Genomic DNA, 20,859 nt, shown 5'->3' on the forward strand with positions numbered 1-20,859 from the left:
ATATTCATACTGGTTTTGAAACCTCATTTCGAGCACTCGGTGCAGAAATGAGGTTTTATTTTTTTAATCCAACTCGTATGAATGAAGAACTTCAATTGAGCGAAAAAAGCCTTGTCAATCCTCCGCTACGCAACTGGCAAGGCCGCAAAGAATGGTTTTTTAACCGCGAACACACCGACACTTACGAACTTTGGTACGAAGGCCGCTACAAACGTGCTGAAGTTTGGCAAAAGAAAATCATGGGGCGGTTTGTCACCTCCGACCCTCGCATCAAAACCTTGCTCGAATTTGGCTGCGGCACGGGGCGCTTCACCCGTTGGTGGAAAGAAATCGGTATCGAAGCCGCTGGGGGCGACATTTCCCCCTTTATGCTCGGGCAAGCCGTTCATCTTTTTGGGGGAAATTTGGTGTGGGCCGACTCCCATTTTATGCCCTTCAAAAATCACACCTTCGATTGCCTCGCTTTTATCACGACGTTTGAATACTACCGCGACCCCGTGCAGGTAATCCGTGAAGCGGCGCGCGTGGCCAAATACGGGATTGCGTTTGGCATGATGAACCGCAACTCTCCCAAAGTCGTCCGCCGACGAGTGCAAGAAGCCTTTGGCAAAAATCCTTTTTACGTTACGGCGACGTTTTACACCCCTACCCTGCTTACCCAAAAAATCCACGAGGCGCTTGAGGGAAGAAGCTACAGCATCGAATGGCAAGCGACGGGGCTTCCTGAGTGGTTTCCTGTGCAAGAATGGCACGTTCCGTACGGCGATTTTTTCGGTTTGTTTGTCAAATTCAACGATGTGCAATGATGGAAAACGCGGGCAAAATCAACGAAGAATACTTCAAACAAGTCATTTTACCCAACAGTGGTTTTCGGAAAAAAGAAGTGCTCGTCGGGCCGAATTTTGGAGTGGACGTGGCATTAATTGATTTGCTGGACGAAAGGGCAATGGTGCTTACCAGCGACCCGCTCAGTCTTATCCCGACCTTGGGACTGCAAGAATCGGCTTGGCTGTCGGTGCATTTGATGGCCAATGACATCGCCACGACGAGTTTTTCGCCCATGTACCTACAAACCGTTTTGAATCTCCCGACAAGCATTACTGACGCTCAGTTTCGGGAATATTGGCAGCACATCGACCACTTTTGCCAACAAATCGGTGTGGCCATCACGGGAGGGCATACGGGCAGCATTGAAGGACAAAATTCGACCATTGCGGGCGGTGGAACGATGATAACGATTGCGCCAAAATCGCAACTTCTGACCTCCAACAACGCACAAGCGGGAGATTTGATTGTGATGACCAAACAATGCGCCATGTCGTCGGTGGCGATTTTGGCCTTGTCTTTTCCCGAAACGGTCAAACAGCAACTGGGAACAGAAATAGCCCAGAAAGCCAGCGATTTGTTTTACCAAACCTCAGTTTTGAAAGAAGCTGAAGTTGTTCGGAAACTCAATGAAAAACAACGGGTTGTCAACGCTATGCACGACGTCACCGAAGGTGGTGTGCTAGGAGCGGTGTTTGAAATGTCGGTAGCGAGTAGGCTTGGAGTAGAAGTAAACGATGAAAAAATCCCGCGTACTGATGTGGAAACGGCAGTTTGCAACATGTTTGGGCTTGATTCCCGCTATTGTATTGGGGCAGGCTCGATGATTCTATCCGTAAACCCAGCCCACGAAACGGTGGTGATTCATGCGTTAATCGAGCAGGGACTGCCAGCAACCGTGATTGGTAAGTTTGTCGCTCCTTCTGAAGGGCATACCATTATCGAACACGAACAAAGAAAATCCTTGCCTTATTTTGAAACAGACCCGTATTGGGCAGCATTTTTTGGGGCATATAACAAAGGCTGGAAATGAAAAAAAGCATCTATCTAATTGCCGACCCAAGCCTCGAAACATCGCTTTTGCTCCAGAAAATTGAGCAAGCGCTGCGGGGCGGCCTGTTCGCGGTTCAACTTTGGGACCATTGGCGGGGCATTTTAGACCCGCTTACGGTGATTAAGCAAGTGCATGAATTGACCCGAGCGGCTCATGTACCTTTGTTTTTGAATGAAGGATTAGAGTTTCTAAAATGGACTTGTTTTGACGGAATTCACCTCGACAAACCCAATGAAATGCTTCCCGCCTTAAAAAAACAACGCCCCGATTTGTTGTGGGGAATGACCTGTTCCAACCACGTCGAAGAATTACAATGGGCCGAACGGCATTCGCTTGATTATATTTCTTATTGCTCCGTTTTTCCGTCCAAAACAAGCACGAGTTGCGAGTTAGTCACCTCCGAAACCATCCAAAATACCCGTCAATTTTACCAAGGAAAGGTATTTTTGGCGGGGGGAATCAATGAGTTGACCTTACCACGTTTGCATTCGTTGCCTTTCGACGGAATCGCCTTGGTTTCGGCCATTATGGGCGCGTCTAATCCTAACGAGGCTGTTTTGAGTTACCATTCATTTTTAAATCAACCCACCCATGACAAAGCATTTTCTCTCTAAGTTGTGTTGTCCTTTTGACAAAAGCGACCTTCATCTGCAAGTTTTCACCGAAAAAGAACCAGACCTTATTCACGAAGGATTACTGACTTGCCCAACTTGTAATCGTCTGTATCCCATCATCCACGGAGTCCCCATCATGATTCCTGACAATTATCGCGAAACCCAATTGGAACAGCCTTTTTTTGTAAAATGGGAAAGTCAATTGAGCCTCGAAGCGAAAGCTAGGCAGCAAATCAAGAATGTTCTTTCTTAGCTAATTCCTTTCGGATTCGGCTCAGTGACTGTGGGGTTATTTTCAAATAAGAGGCAATGTATTGCTGAGGAACGTGCAGCAAAATAGCTGGATAGCGTTTTTGTAACTCAAGGTATTTGTCCATAGCCGTACCGTAGTTCAAAAAATCGTTGTCTTTGATTTTGTTGAGTAATGCGGCCTCGATAATGGTTTTGGTGTAGATGTAAAAATTGGGAATGGTTTCGTTGAGTTTTTCCCAGTTATTACGTTTTATCACCAAAATCTTTGCCGCAGTCATTGCTTGAATGGCATTTTCGCAGGGGGTTAAGTTGTAATAACTTTCCAAATCGGCGTAAAATTGGTTAGGGCGAACAAAATACTTGGTAATTTCTTCGCCCTGGTTTCCAATGTCATAGCTACGCAGAAAGCCTTCGTCCACAAACATGATTTCATGAGCAATAGCCCCAAACTCCAAAAAGTGTTCTCCTGCTTTTAGATTTTTTTCATAGGCATGGTTTAGCACTTGCTGGACGCTATCGTCGCTCAGAATGCCACCAAATTGAAGGGTTGATTTGAGTTTGTTCATATCACGGGACTATCCCAAGTTTTAAAACACTTTCGGCACAAGAAAGAACGGCTTCTCGGTTGGTGCGGGGGCGCCAGCCAAGTTCTTTGATTGCCTTTGAGTTATTGATTTTTCGTTCGACGCCTAAATCTAATAAAACGGGTTGGAGTGTTTTATCAAATAGAGAAAAAAGTTGAACTGCAAAATTGGGCAATAGAAACGAAGGAATCCTGCGACTAGGATAGGCGGTTTTTAAAAGTTGAGCCACTTCTTTGAAAGAAATAAACCCTGCCGAACCAGCGTAACGTTGATGAGCAGCTTGGGGTTTTTCCATAGCTAAAATCAGTAACTCAGCGACCGAACGCACGTCCACCATGTCGAAACCAATGGCGGGTAAAGCGGGCATAGTTCCATCCAATGCTTTGATGACAATGTTTGCAGAAGTTCCAAAATCTTCTTCTAACACTGGCCCTAAAATTGCCCCAGGAAGAACAGTCGTAAGTTCTAAGCCCGACCTGTCGGTTTTTATATACTCCCACGCGGCTTTTTCTGCAATGGTTTTACTTCGAAAATAAGGAGTTGTATCTGCCAAATTGGTGACGTCTGTCCATGTATTTTCGTCAAGGACAACGTTTTTGTCATTTTTTGCTCTTCCATACAAAATAGCTGAAGAAGAGGACGTTAACACAACTCGTTTAACACCGTTTTTTGAGGCAGCTTTCAGAATATTGAGAACCCCGTTTTTAGCAGGTTCTATTAGTTCCTCATCGTTTCTGGGTAACTCTCTTGGAAACGGTGATGCAATGTGTTGTACGTAATCCATTCCTTTGGTAAGTAGCATCCACACTTTTTCATTGCTCAAATCGGCTTCCGCAAAACTCAGTAAATGTGTGTTGGCAGTGTGTTGAGCAATGATGGCTTTGATGGCATCAGCACGTTGCAGGCTACGGAGCGTTCCTACAACTTCGTAGCCTTTTTCGAGTAGTTGAATAGCCGTATGCGACCCTAAAAAACCTGTTATTCCTGTGACCAATACTTTTTTCATGGCAATTGCTTTTGTTTTAGGCAAAAGTAGGGATACCCAAAATCACCGCAATTACCAAATGGTAAGAAATGATGGAAGTAAACCATAACATAGGATAAAATGCGACGGTGCCTAAAAACATCCCTAAAATGTCGCAGTTCCCCCCTGTGAAAGTGTAACTCTTAGCTTACTTTTGCCAAAATTTAAAATGAAGGATGAAGAACCCTAAAAAGGTTTCGAAAGAAATCATTGTTTTTACTTCTTGCTCAATGGTATTGACGGCCTTGGGTATTGATATTATGCTACCAGCCTTTGCGGAAGTTCGTCACCATTTTGCCGTGGGAAACGACGTTGCCCAAACCGACAAGTTGGTTACTTTTTTCTTTATGGGGCAAATTATGCAAATTGTTTTTGGGTACTTGACTGATAAAATAGGACGATTACCCATCCTGAGGTTTGGCATACTACTATACACCTTGAGCGGTTTCGCAACAGTATTTTCCCCCAGTTTGCCGTGGATGTTTTTCTTTCGGTTCATTTCAGGTATGGGAGCGGCAGCCGTTTTTATGACCTCTATTGCCTCAGTCCGCGACCGATATGCAGGTGATGAAATGGCCAGAGTTATGTCGCTAGTCCTAACCTTATTTTTGTTTACTCCCGTCATTGCACCGTCACTCGGAGCCGTGGTTTTGAATTATTATTCGTGGCAATGGGTGTTTCTTGTTCCGCCAATTTTTGCGGTTTTGGTATTCATTTGGTCATTTCGGATGGACGAATCGTTGCCCGTTGAAGCTCGGAATGACATGAAAATAGTTGAGCTTATACCTAAACTCAAATCAATTGCTACCGATGCACATTTTTTACGGTACGTAACCATCGCCACATTAATTTTCTCTGTGTTAAGTAGTTATGTCTCTAGCTCTGAAAGAATCATTGGGGATATTTACCAGCGTCCCGATTTGTTTCCAGTTATTTTTGGTGCTATTGGTTTGTTAATGGCCATTTTGTCGTTGACTAACTCCTATTTTACCAAAAGGTATGGAGCAAAAAAGACGCTTAGGATCATTCTTGTGCTTTATTTAGCGGCAGCATCGGTATTACTCGGGGGCGTGCTGTTTTTGGGCAATCCTCCGCCGATGGTCTATTTCTTTGTGATGATAGCATTGTTGATGGCATTTACTACCGCTGGCGATCCCAATAGTGGGGCGTTGGCACTGGAGTTTATGGGCGAAAATGCAGGTTTGGCAGCTGCAGTTGACGGCACTATCTTCTTTTTTATTGGTTCAGGAATTGGGGCAGTCATTAGTAGCCAGTTGACCAACGGCGTTTTACCATTGGCGATTGGAGCGGTCGTAGCTAGTTTGATTTCGGTGATTTTGGCTTTTGGGGATACCGCTAAAAAATAGGGATGGCATTGTTTTAAAACCTTTACCCACAGAACTCGCTGAACTATAAAAACTACTCACTAACCAAAATCCGACTCGCTCCCGAATACACATTAAAACGTCCGTCGCGGGTAAAGCCAATGAGTGTTTGTCCGTACCGTTCGGCGGTTTCTATGGCAAGGCTAGAAGGAGCCCCTACCGCCACAATGATGGGTATGGACAACGCCAGCGCTTTGTGTAGCAATTCAAAACAAGCCCGTCCGCTTAGTACAAGAGCGTGATTCTGAAACGTTTGTGTGTTCGTAAGTCGCGCCTTACCTGCGATTTTATCCACTGCGTTGTGGCGACCTACATCCTCGGCGTACAGTTGCATATTCCCAAATTCGTCAAACACGCCTGCCGCATGAATCCCGCCTGTTTGGTCAAAAATCCGTTGAAAAGTACTGAGTTTTTCAGGCAACGATACTACGACACTCGCTTTCATTTTCACGTTACCAAAGGCAGTACTTTCATACGAATAACCCAACGCATCCAAAGAAGATTTGCCACAAACACCGCAGCTTGAAGTCGCATAAAAATTACGCTGAAGTTTCTGTAAATCAGGGCGAATGTGTGGCTTTAATTTGACCGTTACGGTGTTGTCCAAATGCGCCGTCACCGAATCAATGTCATCGTTTTTCAAAAGCCCCTCCGTAAACAGGAAACCTCCCGCAAGTGCCTCGTCTTCTCCAGGCGTGCGCATCGTTATCGAGATAGGTTTTTCGACCCAGCCATGAACCACATCCCAATATTCAATCCGAATTTCAAGCGGTTCTTCAACAACCACTAGGTCATTGACTGCTTCTGATTTTGAAGTCGAGGTAACAACTTTTAGAATAGGGACTTTTTTCGTGTTCATACAGCCAAGGTATTCGTCTTTTAGCTTAAAAAAAGCCCCTACTTTCGCAGAGGCTTTTTAGGTATTGTATCAACTTAAAACTAGCGGCTCAAGTAAAGGTTACGTTCGCCATATACTTTTTGGAAGAAATCATCTTCAAGGCTATCAATGAAGTAAATGCCCTCTCCCGTTGATTTCATTTCTGGTCCGAGCTCTTTGTTTACGTTCGGGAATTTGTTGAACGAGAACACAGGAATCTTAATCGCCCATCCCTTTTTCACAGGGTTGAACTGAATATCAGACACTTTTTTGTCACCCAACATAAACTTCGTTGCGTAGTTTACGTAAGGCTCTTGGTATGCTTTGCAAATAAACGGTACCGTACGCGAAGCACGTGGGTTGGCCTCAATCACATACACCACGCCATTTTTTACGGCAAACTGCATGTTAATCAAGCCTTTTACCTTCATGGCTTTGGCCACTTTCAACGTAATCTCCTCAATCTGACGAATTTCGTCTTCTGTCAAATGGAACGGAGGCAAGGTAGCGTGCGAGTCACCTGAGTGAATACCTGCGGGTTCGATGTGCTCCATCACCCCGATAATGTACGCATCTTCACCGTCGCAGATGGCATCTGATTCGGCTTCGATAGCGTTTTCAAGGTAGTGATCGAGCAAGATATTGTTGTCAGGAATGTCATTCAAGATTTTAACAACGTGTTGTTCCAATTCTTGTTCGTTCAAGACAATCTTCATGCTTTGTCCACCCAAAACGTAGCTTGGACGAACCAACAATGGGAAGCCGAGGTTTTTACCAATTTCAACGGCGGCATCTGAAGTACGTACCGTATCAAACTTAGGATATGGAATGCCCAAATCACGTAACAACGACGAGAAACGGCCACGGTCTTCGGCTAAGTCGAGGGTATCGAAGCTACTTCCGATGATTTTGATGCCGTATTGCTCCAATTTTTCAGCAATTTTCAAGGCCGTTTGTCCACCCAACTGCACGATAACGCCTTCTGGCTTTTCGTGTTGGATAATGGCGTGAACGTGCTCCCAGAAAACAGGCTCAAAGTAGAGTTTATCCGCAATATCAGGGTCGGTAGAAACCGTCTCAGGGTTACAGTTAATCATCACTGTTTCGTAACCAGCCTCTTTTGCGGCCAATACCCCGTGAACACAAGAATAGTCAAACTCAATACCTTGTCCAATGCGGTTAGGGCCTGAACCTAGTACCACCACTTTCTTGCGATTTGACACCACCGATTCGTTTTCTGGCTCATCTTGCGACACGCTGAAAGTCGAGTAGTAATAGGGCGTTTGGGCTTCAAACTCGGCGGCACACGTATCAACGCACTTGAACACGCGCTTGATGTTGTGTTCTTGGCGGAATTTATAAATGCGACTTTCTTTTACTCCTAACAAATGCGCAATTTGGCGATCGGCGTAGCCTTTTTGTTTGGCCGTCAACACCAAGCTCGCTGGAATATCTTCGAGGTCGTATTTCTGAATTTCTTTTTCTAACTCAACAAGTTCTTCAATTTGATGCAAAAACCAAGGGTCGATTTTTGTCAAATTTTGGATAGTTTTGAACGAAAGCCCCAATTTGAAGGCGTCATAAATGTGGAACAAACGGTTCCAGCTTGGGTGCGCAAGGCTATCTTTAATTACCTCTACATCAGTCACTTCTTTCCCGTCGGCACCTAAACCGTTACGGCGAATTTCGAGCGACTGACACGCTTTTTGAAGGGCTTCTTGGAAGTTACGTCCGATACCCATCGCTTCTCCCACCGACTTCATTTGCAAGCCCAATGAGCGATCAGCCCCTGGGAATTTGTCGAAGTTCCAACGTGGTACTTTTACGATAACGTAGTCAATCGTAGGCTCAAAGAATGCCGATGTGCTTCCTGTGATTGGGTTGATAAGCTCGTCGAGGTTGTAACCAATCGACATTTTTGCCGAAATTTTCGCAATTGGATAGCCCGTAGCTTTCGATGCCAGAGCCGACGAACGCGAAACCCGTGGGTTGATTTCGATTACAATGATTTCGTCCGTTTCTGGGTTTACCGAGAACTGGATGTTACAGCCTCCTGCAAACTTACCGATACCGTTCATGGTCAAAATCGCCAAGTCACGCATCCGTTGGTAGAGGGTGTCAGGTAGCGTCATGGCAGGGGCAACCGTTACGCTATCTCCCGTGTGAATACCCATCGGGTCGAAGTTCTCAATCGAACAAACGATGATAAGGTTTCCGAGACCGTCGCGCAAAAGCTCCAATTCGTACTCTTTCCAGCCCATTACGCTTTGCTCAATCAACACTTCGTGTACTGGCGACGCCAACAAACCGTGTTGAAGTGCTTTGTCAAAGTCTTTGGCCTCGTTTACAAAACCACCACCCGTTCCACCAAGGGTAAATGAGGGGCGAATTACGAGTGGGAAGCCAATTTCTTGGGCGATTTCTTTTCCTTCCAAAAACGACTTCGCCGTGCGACCTTTACAAACGCCAGCGCCAAGTTCAATCATTTTGAGGCGGAATTTTTCACGGTCTTCGGTCGTCTCGATGGCCTTGATGTCCACCCCGATGATTTGTACACCGTACTTTTTCCAGATACCCGCTTTGTCGCAATCAATGGCTAAATTTAACGCCGTCTGACCACCCATAGTTGGCAAAACGGCGTCGATTTTATGTTTCTCTAAAATTTCAACAATGTACTTTTTCTCTAGTGGCTTCAGATAAACGTGATCCGCGTTGATGGGGTCTGTCATGATTGTCGCTGGATTCGAGTTAATCAGAATGACCTCAATTCCTTCTTCACGAAGAGAACGCGCCGCTTGTGAACCAGAATAGTCAAATTCGCAAGCTTGACCAATGATAATGGGGCCTGAACCAATGATGAGGACTGAGTTGATGTTGGGATTTTTAGGCATTTTTTTGTTTTGTGGGGTTATTCGGCTGTACCGCCAGCTCAAAAATTGTGCAAAATTAGGACATGAATCGTTTAGTCGGACATTAAAAAGTAAAAAAATATCTTTTCGGGTTTCTGTTTATAGTTTACAGCTTGGGGTTTATTGTTTTTATATCATTAATAATCAATCGATTAAATCGTGATTTTGTTTTTTTTCAACGCATATAAATTTAAAATCTACGAAAAATAAGTCGATTTCATAATTCCAAAAATTACGCTCATCTTTGGGATATGAACCCTTTATCTGAAATTTTAACTCAGTGGCAAACCCACGAAATTGTTTCTCCTGCCAGTGCTGAAACCATCAAGCAATCAGAGAACGCGCGCCCAGTTTCGTTATATACTCTCCTCCGAAACCTGCTTTACATTGGCCTTGTGTTGTTTACTTCGGGCGCAGGAATGCTCATATATTTGCACATCGACACCATTGGGCACGATGCACTCATTGTGGTATTGGCATTGCTAACATTGGGATGTTTTTTCTATACCTATCGACACAGTCCCCCATTTTCAATTTCAGAAGTAAACTCCGAAGGCAAATTTGTTGATTTTGTGTTGTTACTCGGCGCGCTATTATTTCTTTCGCTTGAAGGCTACGCCCAATGGCGTTATTCCCTTTTTGGCACGCGTTATGGATTGGCGGCTTTTCTGCCAGCGGCTGTTTTTCTTTTCTGTGCTTACCGTTTCGACCACCGTGGGGTATTATCGATGGGACTCACTGCTCTGGCATCTTGGGCAGGGTTGAGCATCGCTCCCTTGGAAGTATTGACGGGAAATGACTTTGGAAGTACCCAAATCATCAATACCGCCGTTGGGTTTGGACTCGTAGTGGGTGGCGTCAGTTTTGGCCTTGCGCACCGTGGCATCAAAACACATTTTACCAACACCTATTTAATCCTCACAGGCAATTTATTTTTCATTGGTGCTTTGGCAGGACTTTTCACCTCCGACTATTGGTTTTTGTATGCCTTATTAATATCGGGCTGTTGTACCTTTTTTGTGTGGTACGCTCGGCAAAAGCAATCTTTCATCTTTTTATTAATGGCCATTTTGTATGGTTACATCGCTTTTACCTATTTGCTCTTCAGCAAAATCGACGACGCTGGTTTTTGGATGGTCTTTGGCGGTTTTTATTTCCTTGCCAGCGCAGGCGGCGTAGTGATGTTTATTTTGAACTACAAAAAATGGTTAACCAACTGACACAATGAAGGTATATCAGGAATCTTGGCTACTAAACCGCTACGCCTTGGGTTTGGCAAAAAAACTCCAAAAAGAAGGAACTTTGACCACAGCACAGGCAGAAGCGGCTCAAAAACTTCACGCTGACCTACCCTATTCTCCCAATGTTTTTATCAAAGCGCTTTTGTTTATTTTTGGCTTTATTGGGTTCGGTTTTGGGGGTTCGTTTTTTACCCTTCTCCTCATAGGAGACGCCAATTGGGGATTACCCATCGGGGCTTTGTTGTACGGCGGCGGAACACTTTTTGGATTAATTCACATCATTCGTCAGCGCAAACTTTACTTCTCAGGCATCGACAATGCACTTTTATACTGCATTTTGGGGTCATTAGGGCCTGTTTTTATGAAGGTTTCCGAAATCAGCAATTTTAAAGAACCTTGGCAGTTTGGTTTGCTTTATTTACCCTTTTTGCTCATGGCTGTCTATAGTTTTGGCGAACCGTTGGTGGCGTTAGGTTTATTTTTCGACTTCTTATTTATCTTCGCGTCGTTGTTGGTCAAACACCCACTCGGGAAAGCATTTTTACCATTTATACTTTCGGGAGTTTCGGTTGCATTGTTTTTTTTAATGCACCGCTTCTCAAAACGTCGAATCGCTTTTTACTGGCAAACCGCCCTCGAATGGGCTCTCCCTGCGACTTTGCTTTGTGCCTATTTAAGCGTTAATTATATGGTTGTCCGCTACGCCAACGCTTCCTTAAACGACTTACCAATGCCTGCTCCCGAAATCCAATTTGCGTGGCTTTTTTGGACACTTACCTTTCTCGTTCCGCTCCTGCAACTGGGGCTTGGGATTCGTCTGCGCGACCGTTCTATCATCGTCGTAGCCCTTATTTCTGCCCTTTATTCCATCATCACGTACCGTCACTATCATTCTTTGCTTCCGCTCGAATGGGGTCTTTTACTCGGCGGACTGATTCTGGCAAGCCTCGCTTATGCTCTTTTACGTTACTTAAAAATCCCCAAATTGGGTTTTAGTGTCACCCCTGAGAATAGCAAAAACAACCTTCTCCAAACGGTCGTTCTTTCGCATTTAACCAAAACAACCCAATCAGCAGCATCGCAAGAAGTAAAAATGGGTGGGGGAGATTTTGGCGGCGGCGGCGCGGGTGAGCAGTATTAATCAACGCGCTGATTCTAGCTATTTGCGTACCTTTGGGGCAAATCATTCAATTATTCCAACGCTACGATGAAGCTACAAGTGACCGAAGTGACCGAACTGATGGTATTTTTACTGTCAAAATTAACCCATCACAGCCGTACCAACATCAAAAGTTTGCTTCGTGATGGTCAAATCCACGTGGACGGTCGAAGCGTTACGCAGTTTAATCATCGTTTAGCAGTAGGCCAAACGATTGAGATAAGTCCTAAAAAGTCAACAAAACCTGCCCAACGCTCCACGAAGGGCATTCGGATTTTATTTGAAGATGCGTATTTGATGATTGTTGAAAAAGAGGCTGGTTTGCTCTCCATTGCCACCGACAAAGGCGACGAGCCTACGGCCTACCGAATGTTGAGCGAGCACGTAAAAACCCAAGACCCTAAGCATAAAATCTTCATCGTTCATCGCCTCGACCGTGATACATCGGGGGTAATGGTTTTTGCCAAAAGTGAAGACATAAAAAATAAACTTCAATCAACGTGGGGGCCAGATACCAAAGAACGAACGTACATTGCTTTGGTGGAAGGCAAGCCCAACCCGCCTCAGGGCACGATTCGTTCGTATTTGCAGGAAAGCAAAGCCACGATTGTTTATTCTTCAAAAAACCCAGATCGAGGTCAACTAGCGATTACCCACTACGAAACGCTGCAATCCAATACTCATTTTTCGCTTTTAAAGGTGGAATTGGAGACAGGTCGCAAAAATCAAATTCGGGTCCACATGCAAGACCTTGGGCATTCGGTAGTGGGGGATAAAAAATACGGTTCTTCCCAAAATCCACTTCATCGACTTGGGCTGCACGCTTGGGTTTTAGGATTTGCTCACCCTGTTACCAACCAATACCTGCGCTACGAAAGTAAAATACCCGCCAAGTTTTTGGGCGTGTTTGGGAAATAGATAAAGAATAGAAACCACGCACAGGTACCTCTGCGTTCATTTGTGTCTTTAAATCAGTGCCAATCTGCGGGTAAAACTTTTCTCCTCAGTACCCAGGCACCACCGTTCCGAGTTCTTTTGCTGCCGAATCATTGATATTTTTGAAAAACCTATATTGCTTTTGAATGTCCATAATTTGGGCAAACTCTTCGTCGGTAACCCCCGATAGGCTGCCCAATTGGTTCATCAAATCCTTCATTTTATCGGCCGAATACGCCATTTTCAAGCGAAGAATTTTCTTAAAGGCAATTTCATGGAGCAAGTCTTCGTCGGTAGGAACAACAATCTCATACTTTTGCCAATTTTCGCTCAAATGGTGGCTATTTGTACACAAATCAATCGTCAATCGCTGCACATCGGGGTCAAGATGTCCTAAAAAATAGTCAGTTGAAGGTACTTCTCCGAAGTTAAATCGCTGTCTAAAAATCTCTAAAATGAGGTTAAACAACGGAGTTTCAAAAGTTATTTCTCCAATTTCGTGCAACAAATACCGACAAAGGGAAATCCCCGCTTCCAATTCAACCTGACCGTACAAAATCAACAACCGTACAAAAGCTTGCTCTTGCAAATACAGCCGTGTTTTGAATAAATCATTGGGTAATTCAGTAACAGGCTTAGGCGATTCTTGGGGGAGTGGCGGCGGCAGTTCCCGAAAGTTGTCTTCCACCAAAATCCCAAATTCTTCCTCAATAAACGTTTCCGAAAAAAACGACAAATCGGGCTCTTGCGACGGAGCTTGGTTGGGCTTCGGGGACGCTGGACTTTGGGGCTGCTTTTTGGGAACTTGCCGTGGTTCAGCGGTTTTTGCTTTGGCCTCCTGCTGTTTTCGCAAATACTTATTTCCTTCCGAAATCAGCGTTTGTTCATCCATCTTCATCAAATCGGCCGTACGTCGGAAGAAAATCTGCCGTTTGATCGGGTCAGGAATTTTGGTAATACTCGCTACAATTTCGTTGATTGCTTCGGCACGTTTAAACGGATTGTCGCCCGCATCGCGAAGAAGCATTTCGGTTTTGAAAGTAATAAAGTCTTTGGTAGCCTTTTTGACGTGGGCTTTAAAACCCTCAGCACCAACACTATAAACATAACTATCGGGATCTTCGCCGTCGGGAAGCGTGACCAAACTTACGTTAAGCCCCTCTTCCAAGACCATGTCTAGTCCCCGCAAAGCCGCTTTAATACCTGCGGCATCGCCGTCGTACAAAATGGTGATGTTTTGGGTAAAGCGGGCAATCAGCTTAATCTGGTCTTCGGTCAACGACGTACCCGACGAAGCCACCACGTTCTGAATCCCAGCTTGGTGGAGCGAAATGACGTCGGTATAGCCCTCTACCAAATAGCACACATCTTCCTGCCGAATGGCATTCTTGGCCTGATGAATCCCGTAAAGGACTTTGCTTTTATGGTAAACATCCGTTTCGGGAGAGTTAATGTACTTAGGCTGGTTTTTGTCGTTGGTCAAAATCCGCGCACCAAATGCAATCACTTTCCCCGAAACATTATGAATCGGAAAGATTACGCGCCCTCTAAAACGGTCGTAGTAGCGATCGTTGTTGCCTTCTTTGTGCAATGCCAAACCCGCTTTTTGCAGCAATTCAGGATTATAACCACGTTTGGCCGCCTCTTTGGTCAAATTATCCCATTCGTTTAGACTATACCCCAACCCAAACGATTTGATAGTAGGGTCATTAAAGCCACGGTTTCGGAAGTAGCTCAAGCCAATGGCTTGCCCTTCTTCGTGCTCGATTAACAGTTTTTGGTAATGTTTTTGGGCAAAATTTAAGACAATGTACAAGCTATCACGCTCATTTTGGCGCAATACCTCCTCGGGCGTTTGTTGCTCTTCTTCTACTTCAATGTGGTATTTCTGTGCCAAATGTCGGAGGGCTTCGCCGTAGCTTACGCCCTCAATATCCATCACAAACTTCACCGAGTCGCCCGCAGCACCGCAGCCAAAACACTTGTAGATTTGGCGGACAGGGTTAACGTTGAACGAAGGTGATTTTTCATTGTGAAACGGACAACAAGCGATATAATTGGACCCACGTTTTTTGAGTGACACAAAATCTCCGATGACCTCTACAATGTCAGCGGTTTGTTTGATTCGGTCGGCAGTATCGTTTGAAATTCGCATGGGGCAAAATTAGCAATAGAATTCAAAACGCTTCAAAATAAAAAAATCCCCCTTTATCGTTGATTTTTCTCACTTCACCACATTTGGGTTGAAAGCAGCGATTGGGTGTCTGTACCTTTACAAAAAAAACAGCCATGACAACTTCCATCAAAAAACAAATAGCAGGTTTACTTTTTCTCCTCAGCGGGCTCACGTTGCTTTCGCTGCTCATTTTTTACTAACACACGGTCAGACGACAGTCAGACCGTGTGTCTTAGTCTCACCTTAAATAAATGCGGTCTGACTACCGTCTGACCGTGGCATTATCCACCGTTTTTTGCCACACCCGCCACACGTTTTTATACATGAGGTTGGCAATATCACTTTCGGTATAACCTCTTTTAAGCAACACATAAATCAAGTTAGGGTACTGCGATACGTCCTTCAAACCCGTGGGTAAACTATCTCCTACCCCATCAAAATCCGACCCAATGCCTACGTGCTTGGTACTTCCTGTCAATTTCACAACGTGGTCGATGTGGTCGGCAACCGTTTCTACATCCGCAAAAAGTACAGGGTTTGCTTTTTGGAATTGTTTCTGAAACTCGTCAGCTTCGGGCGTACCCATCTTGAGCCCTTTTTCTTTCAAGGCTTTTCCAAACTTATCTTGCAATGCCTCAATTTGTTGACGGTATTTTTCGTCCAAAAAGCTGGAGCCAAAATTGATTTGAATCACACCTCCTTTTTTTGCCAAAAGCTTAATCATATCGTCCGACATATTCCGCTTGAAAGTAGGCGTAAAATACCGACATGAAGAGTGCGACGCAATCACAGGCACCGATGAAAGCTCAATGGCTTGGTAAAAAGCATCGTCCGAAACGTGCGAAATATCCACCATAATACCTACGCGATTCATTTCTTTGACTACTTCTCTCCCATAAGCGCTCAAACCCTTGTGCGTGTGCGTCGTGTCGTACGACGAATCACAAATGAGGTTGTCTTTCCCGTGGGTCAAGGTTACGTAGCTGATGCCTTTTTTGCGAAAATAAGCCACATCCGAAATGGTTTGCAACGGTGCACCGTTTTCCATCCCCATCGGAAATGAAATCACACCTTTTTTGAAATTGGCATCCGCTTCTTTGGGCGTTGTGACAATACCAAATTTGTCGGGGTGCGCTGTCGCTATCCCGCGAACCATGTTAATCAGCGAATCGGCCAGCTCTTTTGCCCCACCCGTTTGTTGGTACGACGACGGAATATAAATCGACATAAACGGAGCCGACAAACCGCCTTTCTTAGCTCGTTCGTAATCAAAATCACCTTCGGTAGTTTTCAAAGGAATTCCCAAATATTCACGCTCCAATCGGAAGTTCTTGATTTTGAGACGATACGGCAAGTCCACGTGACCGTCAGTGAGAATGTATTTGTGGGCAAGTTCGTCGGCTTTTTTGCGAAGGGCTTCGTCTGAATTGTTTTGCGCCGCACCATTCAATTGCACAAATAGCAAAGCCACAGCGGTAATAATAAGGTGTTTCATGTAGGAGTTTGTTGATTTGAATTGTTTAAAGACTTCCGTATTTTTGTAAAAATAGCTTTAAATTCTAAAATGAGCGTCAACGAAATACAAAAGCACCTTTTAGCCATGCCTCATGCTTTTTTGATTATTCAAAAAGCCCAAGAAGCATTGGAAAAAGAGAAAGAATTACGCCAGCATTTTTACGAAGTTATTGAAGAAAATAAAAAAATGGAGTTTATCAACGGTGAAATCATTTTTCAATCTCCCGTCAAACGCCGTCATAATGATGCCACAGGGAACATTTATAAAATGATGGATTTTTTTGTCGTTGAACACAACTTAGGCTGGGTCGGAATTGAAAAAGTGCTTATTTCTCTCTCCCGCAATGATTACGAACCCGACGTTTGTTTTTGGAAAAAAGACAAAGCCAAACACTTCACTGACGACCAAATGCAATTCCCTGCGCCAGATTTGGTGGTTGAGGTTTTGTATAAATCCACTGCCCATACCGACCGTACGACCAAATTCGAGGACTATCAAGCCCACGAAATAAAGGAATATTGGATAGTTGACCCTAGTGCCCAAGTGATTGAACAGTACGTACTTCACAGCAAAAGGTACGAACTTATTTTTAAAGGCAAGAATGGCTCTATTACTTCGACGGCAATCAAAAACTTTACGCTTCCTGTCGCGGCAATTTTTGACAAGAAACTTACCAACCAAGCACTAGCCAGTTTCTCTAATTAGCAACCACAATTCCGTTCTTACTCAAAAAGGTTTAAGTAGCTTTTCAAATCCAGCGCTCGTTTTTTTACAATTTCGAGGCGACTATCCACCGCCATTGGCTGATACATGGTACCTTCCATGGTTGCGTATAATTCTGACTGAAATTTAAACTCCAAATCGCGGTATTCTATCCATTTTCGCTGCGAGGTAAGCAAAGCCGCCTTTTGTTTGGCGTTAAGTTTCAAGTTGAGGGATTTGTAATTTTTGTTCAATTCGGCATCCCATTTTTTATAGGCTTCATCCAAACACCCAACCATTCCCTGAGTGGAAGGATTTTTATCCATACATTTGTCCAACGCGATGTCAATGGGGTGTTTTTCGGTTTCATCTTGGGCCATACCGACTACAGGAAGGATAAATAAAAAACAAACGACTAAGAAATAATACGATTTCATTGATGTTACGGTTTTTGAAAATTGAGTACGCTACAAATAAACGAAAATAAATGACGTCAAACGATTTCGTTCAGCAAGAACGAAGCCGATTTATTAAGGCCAAGGCACAGGAGCTTGGCTTTGATTTTTGTGGTATATCAACGGCCACTTTTTTGGAAGAAGAAGCCCCTCGTCTCGAACAATGGCTGTTGAGAAACCATCATGGTCAAATGCACTACATGGGAAATCATTTCGACAAACGCCTCGATCCTCGCAAACTCGTCGAGGGGGCCAAATCAGTGATTTCCGTCTTGTTAAATTATTACCCCGAACAACAGCTAGACGAGGGCGAAAACACCCTCAAACTCTCGAAATACGCCTACGGTACCGATTACCATTTTGTGTTGAAAGACAAACTCAAAGCCCTTGTCGAAGAAATTCAAAGCGAAGTGGGCGAAGTAAATGGGCGAATTTTTGTGGACTCAGCCCCCGTGATGGACAAAGTATGGGCGGCAAAAAGCGGACTCGGCTGGGTTGGAAAACATACCAATCTCATCAACCGCCAGATGGGAAGCTTTTTCTTTATTGGAGAAATTATTTCTGACCTCGAACTTTGGTCCGATGCTCCCATCAAGGATTATTGCGGAACCTGCACGCGCTGTGTGGACGCTTGCCCCACGGATGCCATCACAGAGCCTTACGTGGTCGATGGTAGTAAGTGTATCAGTTATTTTACGATTGAACTCAAAGAGGCTATTCCAGCCGAGGTAAAAGGAAAGTTTGAGAACTGGATTTTTGGCTGTGATATTTGTCAAGATGTTTGTCCGTGGAATCGGTTTTCACGTCCGCATCAAACGCCAGAATTTAATCTTCATCCCGATTTGGCGCAGTTCACTCGAAACGATTGGGAAGAAATTACCCAGGAAGTATTTCAAGAAATATTTCGCCGTTCGCCCGTCAAACGGACAAAATTGGAAGGCTTGAAACGCAATATTGGTTTTGTCACTACGCCAAAAGAATAGGTGTATAATAGACCTGACAAGTTTTTGACACTTCTCAGGTCTAACACTAATGGTCTTATCTTCCCGAATAAGCTTGGCAGGAACTTTACGCATCATCAAACATCGCTTACTTAATCGTACTGACGTGCAAATGCGAATCGTGCTTTTCGCTGTGATAAATCCGAATCGTCGCTTTTTGAAAATCTTTTTCCTCGGCTTCGCTTATATTCATAAATTTTTGGGGGTTACGATCCACAAGCGGAAACCACGAGCTTTGGATTTGCACCATAATTTTGTGGCCTTTCTTGAACGTATGAAGCACATCAGGCATCCGTACTTTTACATCCGTCACTTGGTTTGGCACAAAAGCTTCTGGTTTTTCAAAGCTATTCCGAAACTTCCCGCGCAACACCTCCGCTCGAACCAACCGCTGATACCCTGCCATCGTTAAATTTTTGGGATTAGGCGTTGGATTCGCAGCATCTTCGGGCAAGACATCGATTAGTTTCACAATAAAATCAGCGTCCGAACCCGTCGTAGAAGCAAAAAAATGTGCTGTCATCGACCCCGAAAATGTTACATCTTCGGTCAAAGCTTCGGTTTCATACGTAAGAACATCAGGACGACGTGCCGCAAAACGCTGATCTTCAATCATATACTGATTATTACGGCGCGCAAAAACACCATCCGTATAAGGAACAGGTTTGGCAGGGTCGCTTACGTACTCATCAAAGCCCTCTTTTTCTTTTGTTTCTTCCCAAGACAACTTACCATTCGCTTGAAAATGAAGCTCTTTTGCTGTTTTTTCTTTGGGTGGCCACGTCTCAAAAGTTTTCCATTCGTTGGTTCCCGTATTAAACATGGTCGCCTCTGCCGCTTTCCATTCCCCTTTGTCTTTCAGGTAGTAATTAAAAAACTTCGTTTCAAGCTCTTCCTGAAAATACTTAGCGGTATTACCACCAAACTGCAACGGCCCAAACTCCGACCAATCAGCCCGCGACCAAGCACCGTGCGTCCATGGCCCCATCACAAGTTGGTTTTTAGACGTAGGGCTTTGTTTTTCAATGGCTTCGTAGGTACGCAAGGCCCCAAACAAATCTTCGGCGTCAAACCATCCTCCCACAACCAAAGTAGCAGGTTTCACATTTTTCAAGGCAGGACGAATATTTCTGGCTTTCCAATAATCATCATACGTTTCGTGCTGAAGGTATTCATTCCAAATTTTACCCCGATTATTAAAATAAGCTGCCCCATTGGCGTTTTTAATAGGCCCTAGCTTCAAGAAAAAGTCATAGGCATCTTTTGTTCGATTCGCAAATAATCCTGTATATGAGGTGCTTGGCTTGGTACGAGGAGCATCAAAATAGCTCAAAAAATTGAAGTTATCCAGCAAGAAAAAAGCACCATTGTGGCGGGCATCGTCTCCCACAAATTCGTCAGTAACAGGCGCTTGAGGCGAAACGGCCTTAATAGCTGGGTGCGCATCAGGCAACGAGGCCGAGGCATAGAAACCAGGGTAGGAAATCCCTGTAATACCGACCCGACCATTGTTTCGAGGGATATTTTTAATTAGCCACTCAACCGTATCGTAGGTATCAGTGCTTTCATCGGTGTCTTTTGCACTTTTTTTGTCAAACTTATGGGGTGTCATTTCTTCAAAATCACCCTCGCTCATGTAGCGCCCCCGTACGTCCTGAGTCACAAAGATGTATTTTTCTTCTGACAACAATTTACTTGGACCAGGCCCATTTCCTGGGTAATTGGTTTCACCATAAGGCCCCGCTGAGTAGGGCGTTCGCTCCATAATAATCGGGTATTTTTGGCTGCTGTCTTTGGGTACATAAATGACGGTATAAAGCTTTACGCCATCCCGCATCGTAATCTGTTTGTCAAGTTTTGTGTAATTGTCTTTCACAAAGTTTTGGGCTTGTACGGCCACACTCAAAAGCCCTGCCAGGGCAAGAAAGGAAAGTTTCATGGAACTAATTGGTTTTGAGCAAAAATAGAACAAAACGCTGGCAAACAAAAAGCCCTACGCTATTGAAATACCTACATTGTATTATTAGCATTGCCGTATTTTGTATTATTTCAATAAAAAACTAGCAAATTCCAGTTCTTTCGAGAGATAACATTGTAATAAACTGAGTTTGTCAATAAAATAACTTACCTTTGCGAGTCTTTTTTCAAA

At 44.3% G+C, this 20,859-nt stretch carries 18 protein-coding genes; 10 read left to right on the forward strand and 8 right to left on the reverse strand.

Annotated elements, in window-relative coordinates:
• Positions 1–77 precede the first annotated feature (77 nt).
• From K339_RS0130170 to K339_RS0130185, 4 genes are read left to right on the forward strand one after another with little or no spacing between them, the layout of a single operon-like run.
• Positions 78–806: a class I SAM-dependent methyltransferase gene (locus tag K339_RS0130170; RefSeq protein ID WP_028526925.1), complete on the forward strand. Its 729-nt coding sequence runs from the start codon at positions 78–80 to the stop codon at positions 804–806.
• Positions 803–1,858, forward strand: a complete 1,056-nt coding sequence (locus K339_RS0130175) for an AIR synthase family protein (RefSeq protein WP_028526926.1) — start codon at positions 803–805, stop codon at positions 1,856–1,858. The genes K339_RS0130170 and K339_RS0130175 overlap by 4 nt, the downstream gene beginning before the upstream one ends.
• Positions 1,855–2,493: a thiamine phosphate synthase gene (locus K339_RS0130180; protein ID WP_037302293.1), complete on the forward strand. Its 639-nt coding sequence runs from the start codon at positions 1,855–1,857 to the stop codon at positions 2,491–2,493. The genes K339_RS0130175 and K339_RS0130180 overlap by 4 nt, the downstream gene beginning before the upstream one ends.
• Positions 2,471–2,746 (forward strand): Trm112 family protein, encoded by a 276-nt coding sequence (locus K339_RS0130185; RefSeq protein ID WP_028526928.1) that lies wholly within the window; start codon positions 2,471–2,473, stop codon positions 2,744–2,746. Before K339_RS0130180 ends, K339_RS0130185 begins: the two co-directional genes overlap by 23 nt.
• Here K339_RS0130185 and K339_RS0130190 read toward each other — a convergent pair.
• Both K339_RS0130190 and K339_RS0130195 read right to left on the reverse strand, forming a co-directional pair.
• Positions 2,727–3,311: a Crp/Fnr family transcriptional regulator gene (locus K339_RS0130190; protein ID WP_028526929.1), complete on the reverse strand. Its 585-nt coding sequence runs from the start codon at positions 3,309–3,311 to the stop codon at positions 2,727–2,729. The genes K339_RS0130185 and K339_RS0130190 overlap by 20 nt on opposite strands.
• A 1-nt stretch (position 3,312) precedes the next feature.
• Positions 3,313–4,335, reverse strand: coding sequence for an SDR family oxidoreductase (locus tag K339_RS0130195; RefSeq protein ID WP_028526930.1), 1,023 nt, complete (start codon positions 4,333–4,335; stop codon positions 3,313–3,315).
• Between the two features lie 194 nt (positions 4,336–4,529).
• Here K339_RS0130195 and K339_RS0130205 point away from each other — a divergent pair, with 194 nt between their 5' ends.
• Positions 4,530–5,720, forward strand: coding sequence for an MFS transporter (locus tag K339_RS0130205; protein ID WP_028526931.1), 1,191 nt, complete (start codon positions 4,530–4,532; stop codon positions 5,718–5,720).
• 52 nt (positions 5,721–5,772) lie between these two features.
• On the opposite strand, the gene fdhD is transcribed toward K339_RS0130205, so the two are convergent.
• On the reverse strand, positions 5,773–6,597 hold the full coding sequence (fdhD, locus tag K339_RS0130210; protein ID WP_028526932.1) for a formate dehydrogenase accessory sulfurtransferase FdhD: 825 nt from the start codon (positions 6,595–6,597) through the stop codon (positions 5,773–5,775).
• An 80-nt stretch (positions 6,598–6,677) separates the two neighbouring features.
• Positions 6,678–9,506 (reverse strand): carbamoyl-phosphate synthase large subunit, encoded by a 2,829-nt coding sequence (gene carB / locus K339_RS0130215; RefSeq protein WP_028526933.1) that lies wholly within the window; start codon positions 9,504–9,506, stop codon positions 6,678–6,680.
• A gap of 269 nt (positions 9,507–9,775) precedes the next feature.
• Between carB and K339_RS0130220 the strand changes: the two genes are divergently transcribed.
• The 3 genes from K339_RS0130220 (at position 9,776) to K339_RS35350 (ending at position 12,842) form a co-directional block, all read left to right on the forward strand.
• Positions 9,776–10,744, forward strand: a complete 969-nt coding sequence (locus K339_RS0130220; protein WP_028526934.1) for a DUF2157 domain-containing protein — start codon at positions 9,776–9,778, stop codon at positions 10,742–10,744.
• A gap of 4 nt (positions 10,745–10,748) precedes the next feature.
• Positions 10,749–11,906 carry a hypothetical protein gene (locus tag K339_RS0130225; RefSeq protein WP_028526935.1) on the forward strand — a complete coding sequence of 386 codons (1,158 nt, stop codon included), beginning with the start codon at positions 10,749–10,751 and terminating at the stop codon, positions 11,904–11,906.
• Positions 11,907–11,972: 66 nt separating this feature from the next.
• A complete protein-coding gene (locus K339_RS35350; protein ID WP_037302294.1) occupies positions 11,973–12,842 on the forward strand; it encodes an RluA family pseudouridine synthase in 870 nt (289 codons plus the stop codon).
• 85 nt (positions 12,843–12,927) lie between these two features.
• Here K339_RS35350 and dnaG read toward each other — a convergent pair whose 3' ends face one another.
• Together dnaG and K339_RS0130250 are read right to left on the reverse strand one after the other, a co-directional pair.
• Positions 12,928–15,015, reverse strand: coding sequence for a DNA primase (dnaG, locus tag K339_RS0130235; RefSeq protein ID WP_028526936.1), 2,088 nt, complete (start codon positions 15,013–15,015; stop codon positions 12,928–12,930).
• Positions 15,016–15,298: 283 nt separating this feature from the next.
• Positions 15,299–16,531, reverse strand: coding sequence for a dipeptidase (locus K339_RS0130250; protein WP_028526937.1), 1,233 nt, complete (start codon positions 16,529–16,531; stop codon positions 15,299–15,301).
• Between the two features lie 69 nt (positions 16,532–16,600).
• On the opposite strand from K339_RS0130250, the gene K339_RS0130255 reads away from it, so the two are divergent.
• Entirely contained in the window at positions 16,601–17,257 is a 657-nt protein-coding gene (locus K339_RS0130255; RefSeq protein ID WP_037302295.1) for a Uma2 family endonuclease, read from the forward strand.
• 17 nt (positions 17,258–17,274) lie between these two features.
• Here the strand turns inward: K339_RS0130255 and K339_RS35355 are convergent, their stop codons facing one another.
• Positions 17,275–17,691: a lysozyme inhibitor LprI family protein gene (locus K339_RS35355; RefSeq protein ID WP_084332365.1), complete on the reverse strand. Its 417-nt coding sequence runs from the start codon at positions 17,689–17,691 to the stop codon at positions 17,275–17,277.
• Positions 17,692–17,741: 50 nt separating this feature from the next.
• Between K339_RS35355 and queG the strand changes: the two genes are divergently transcribed.
• The gene (gene queG / locus K339_RS0130265) at positions 17,742–18,692 is read left to right on the forward strand and encodes a tRNA epoxyqueuosine(34) reductase QueG (protein ID WP_028526939.1); all 951 of its coding nucleotides are present in this window, start codon (positions 17,742–17,744) and stop codon (positions 18,690–18,692) included.
• A 106-nt stretch (positions 18,693–18,798) separates the two neighbouring features.
• Here the strand turns inward: queG and K339_RS0130270 are convergent, their stop codons facing one another.
• Positions 18,799–20,649, reverse strand: coding sequence for a CocE/NonD family hydrolase (locus tag K339_RS0130270; protein WP_037302296.1), 1,851 nt, complete (start codon positions 20,647–20,649; stop codon positions 18,799–18,801).
• Positions 20,650–20,859: the final 210 nt, after the last annotated feature.

It is taken from the genome of Runella limosa DSM 17973, assembly GCF_000482465.1.
Classification (GTDB): domain Bacteria; phylum Bacteroidota; class Bacteroidia; order Cytophagales; family Spirosomataceae; genus Runella; species Runella limosa.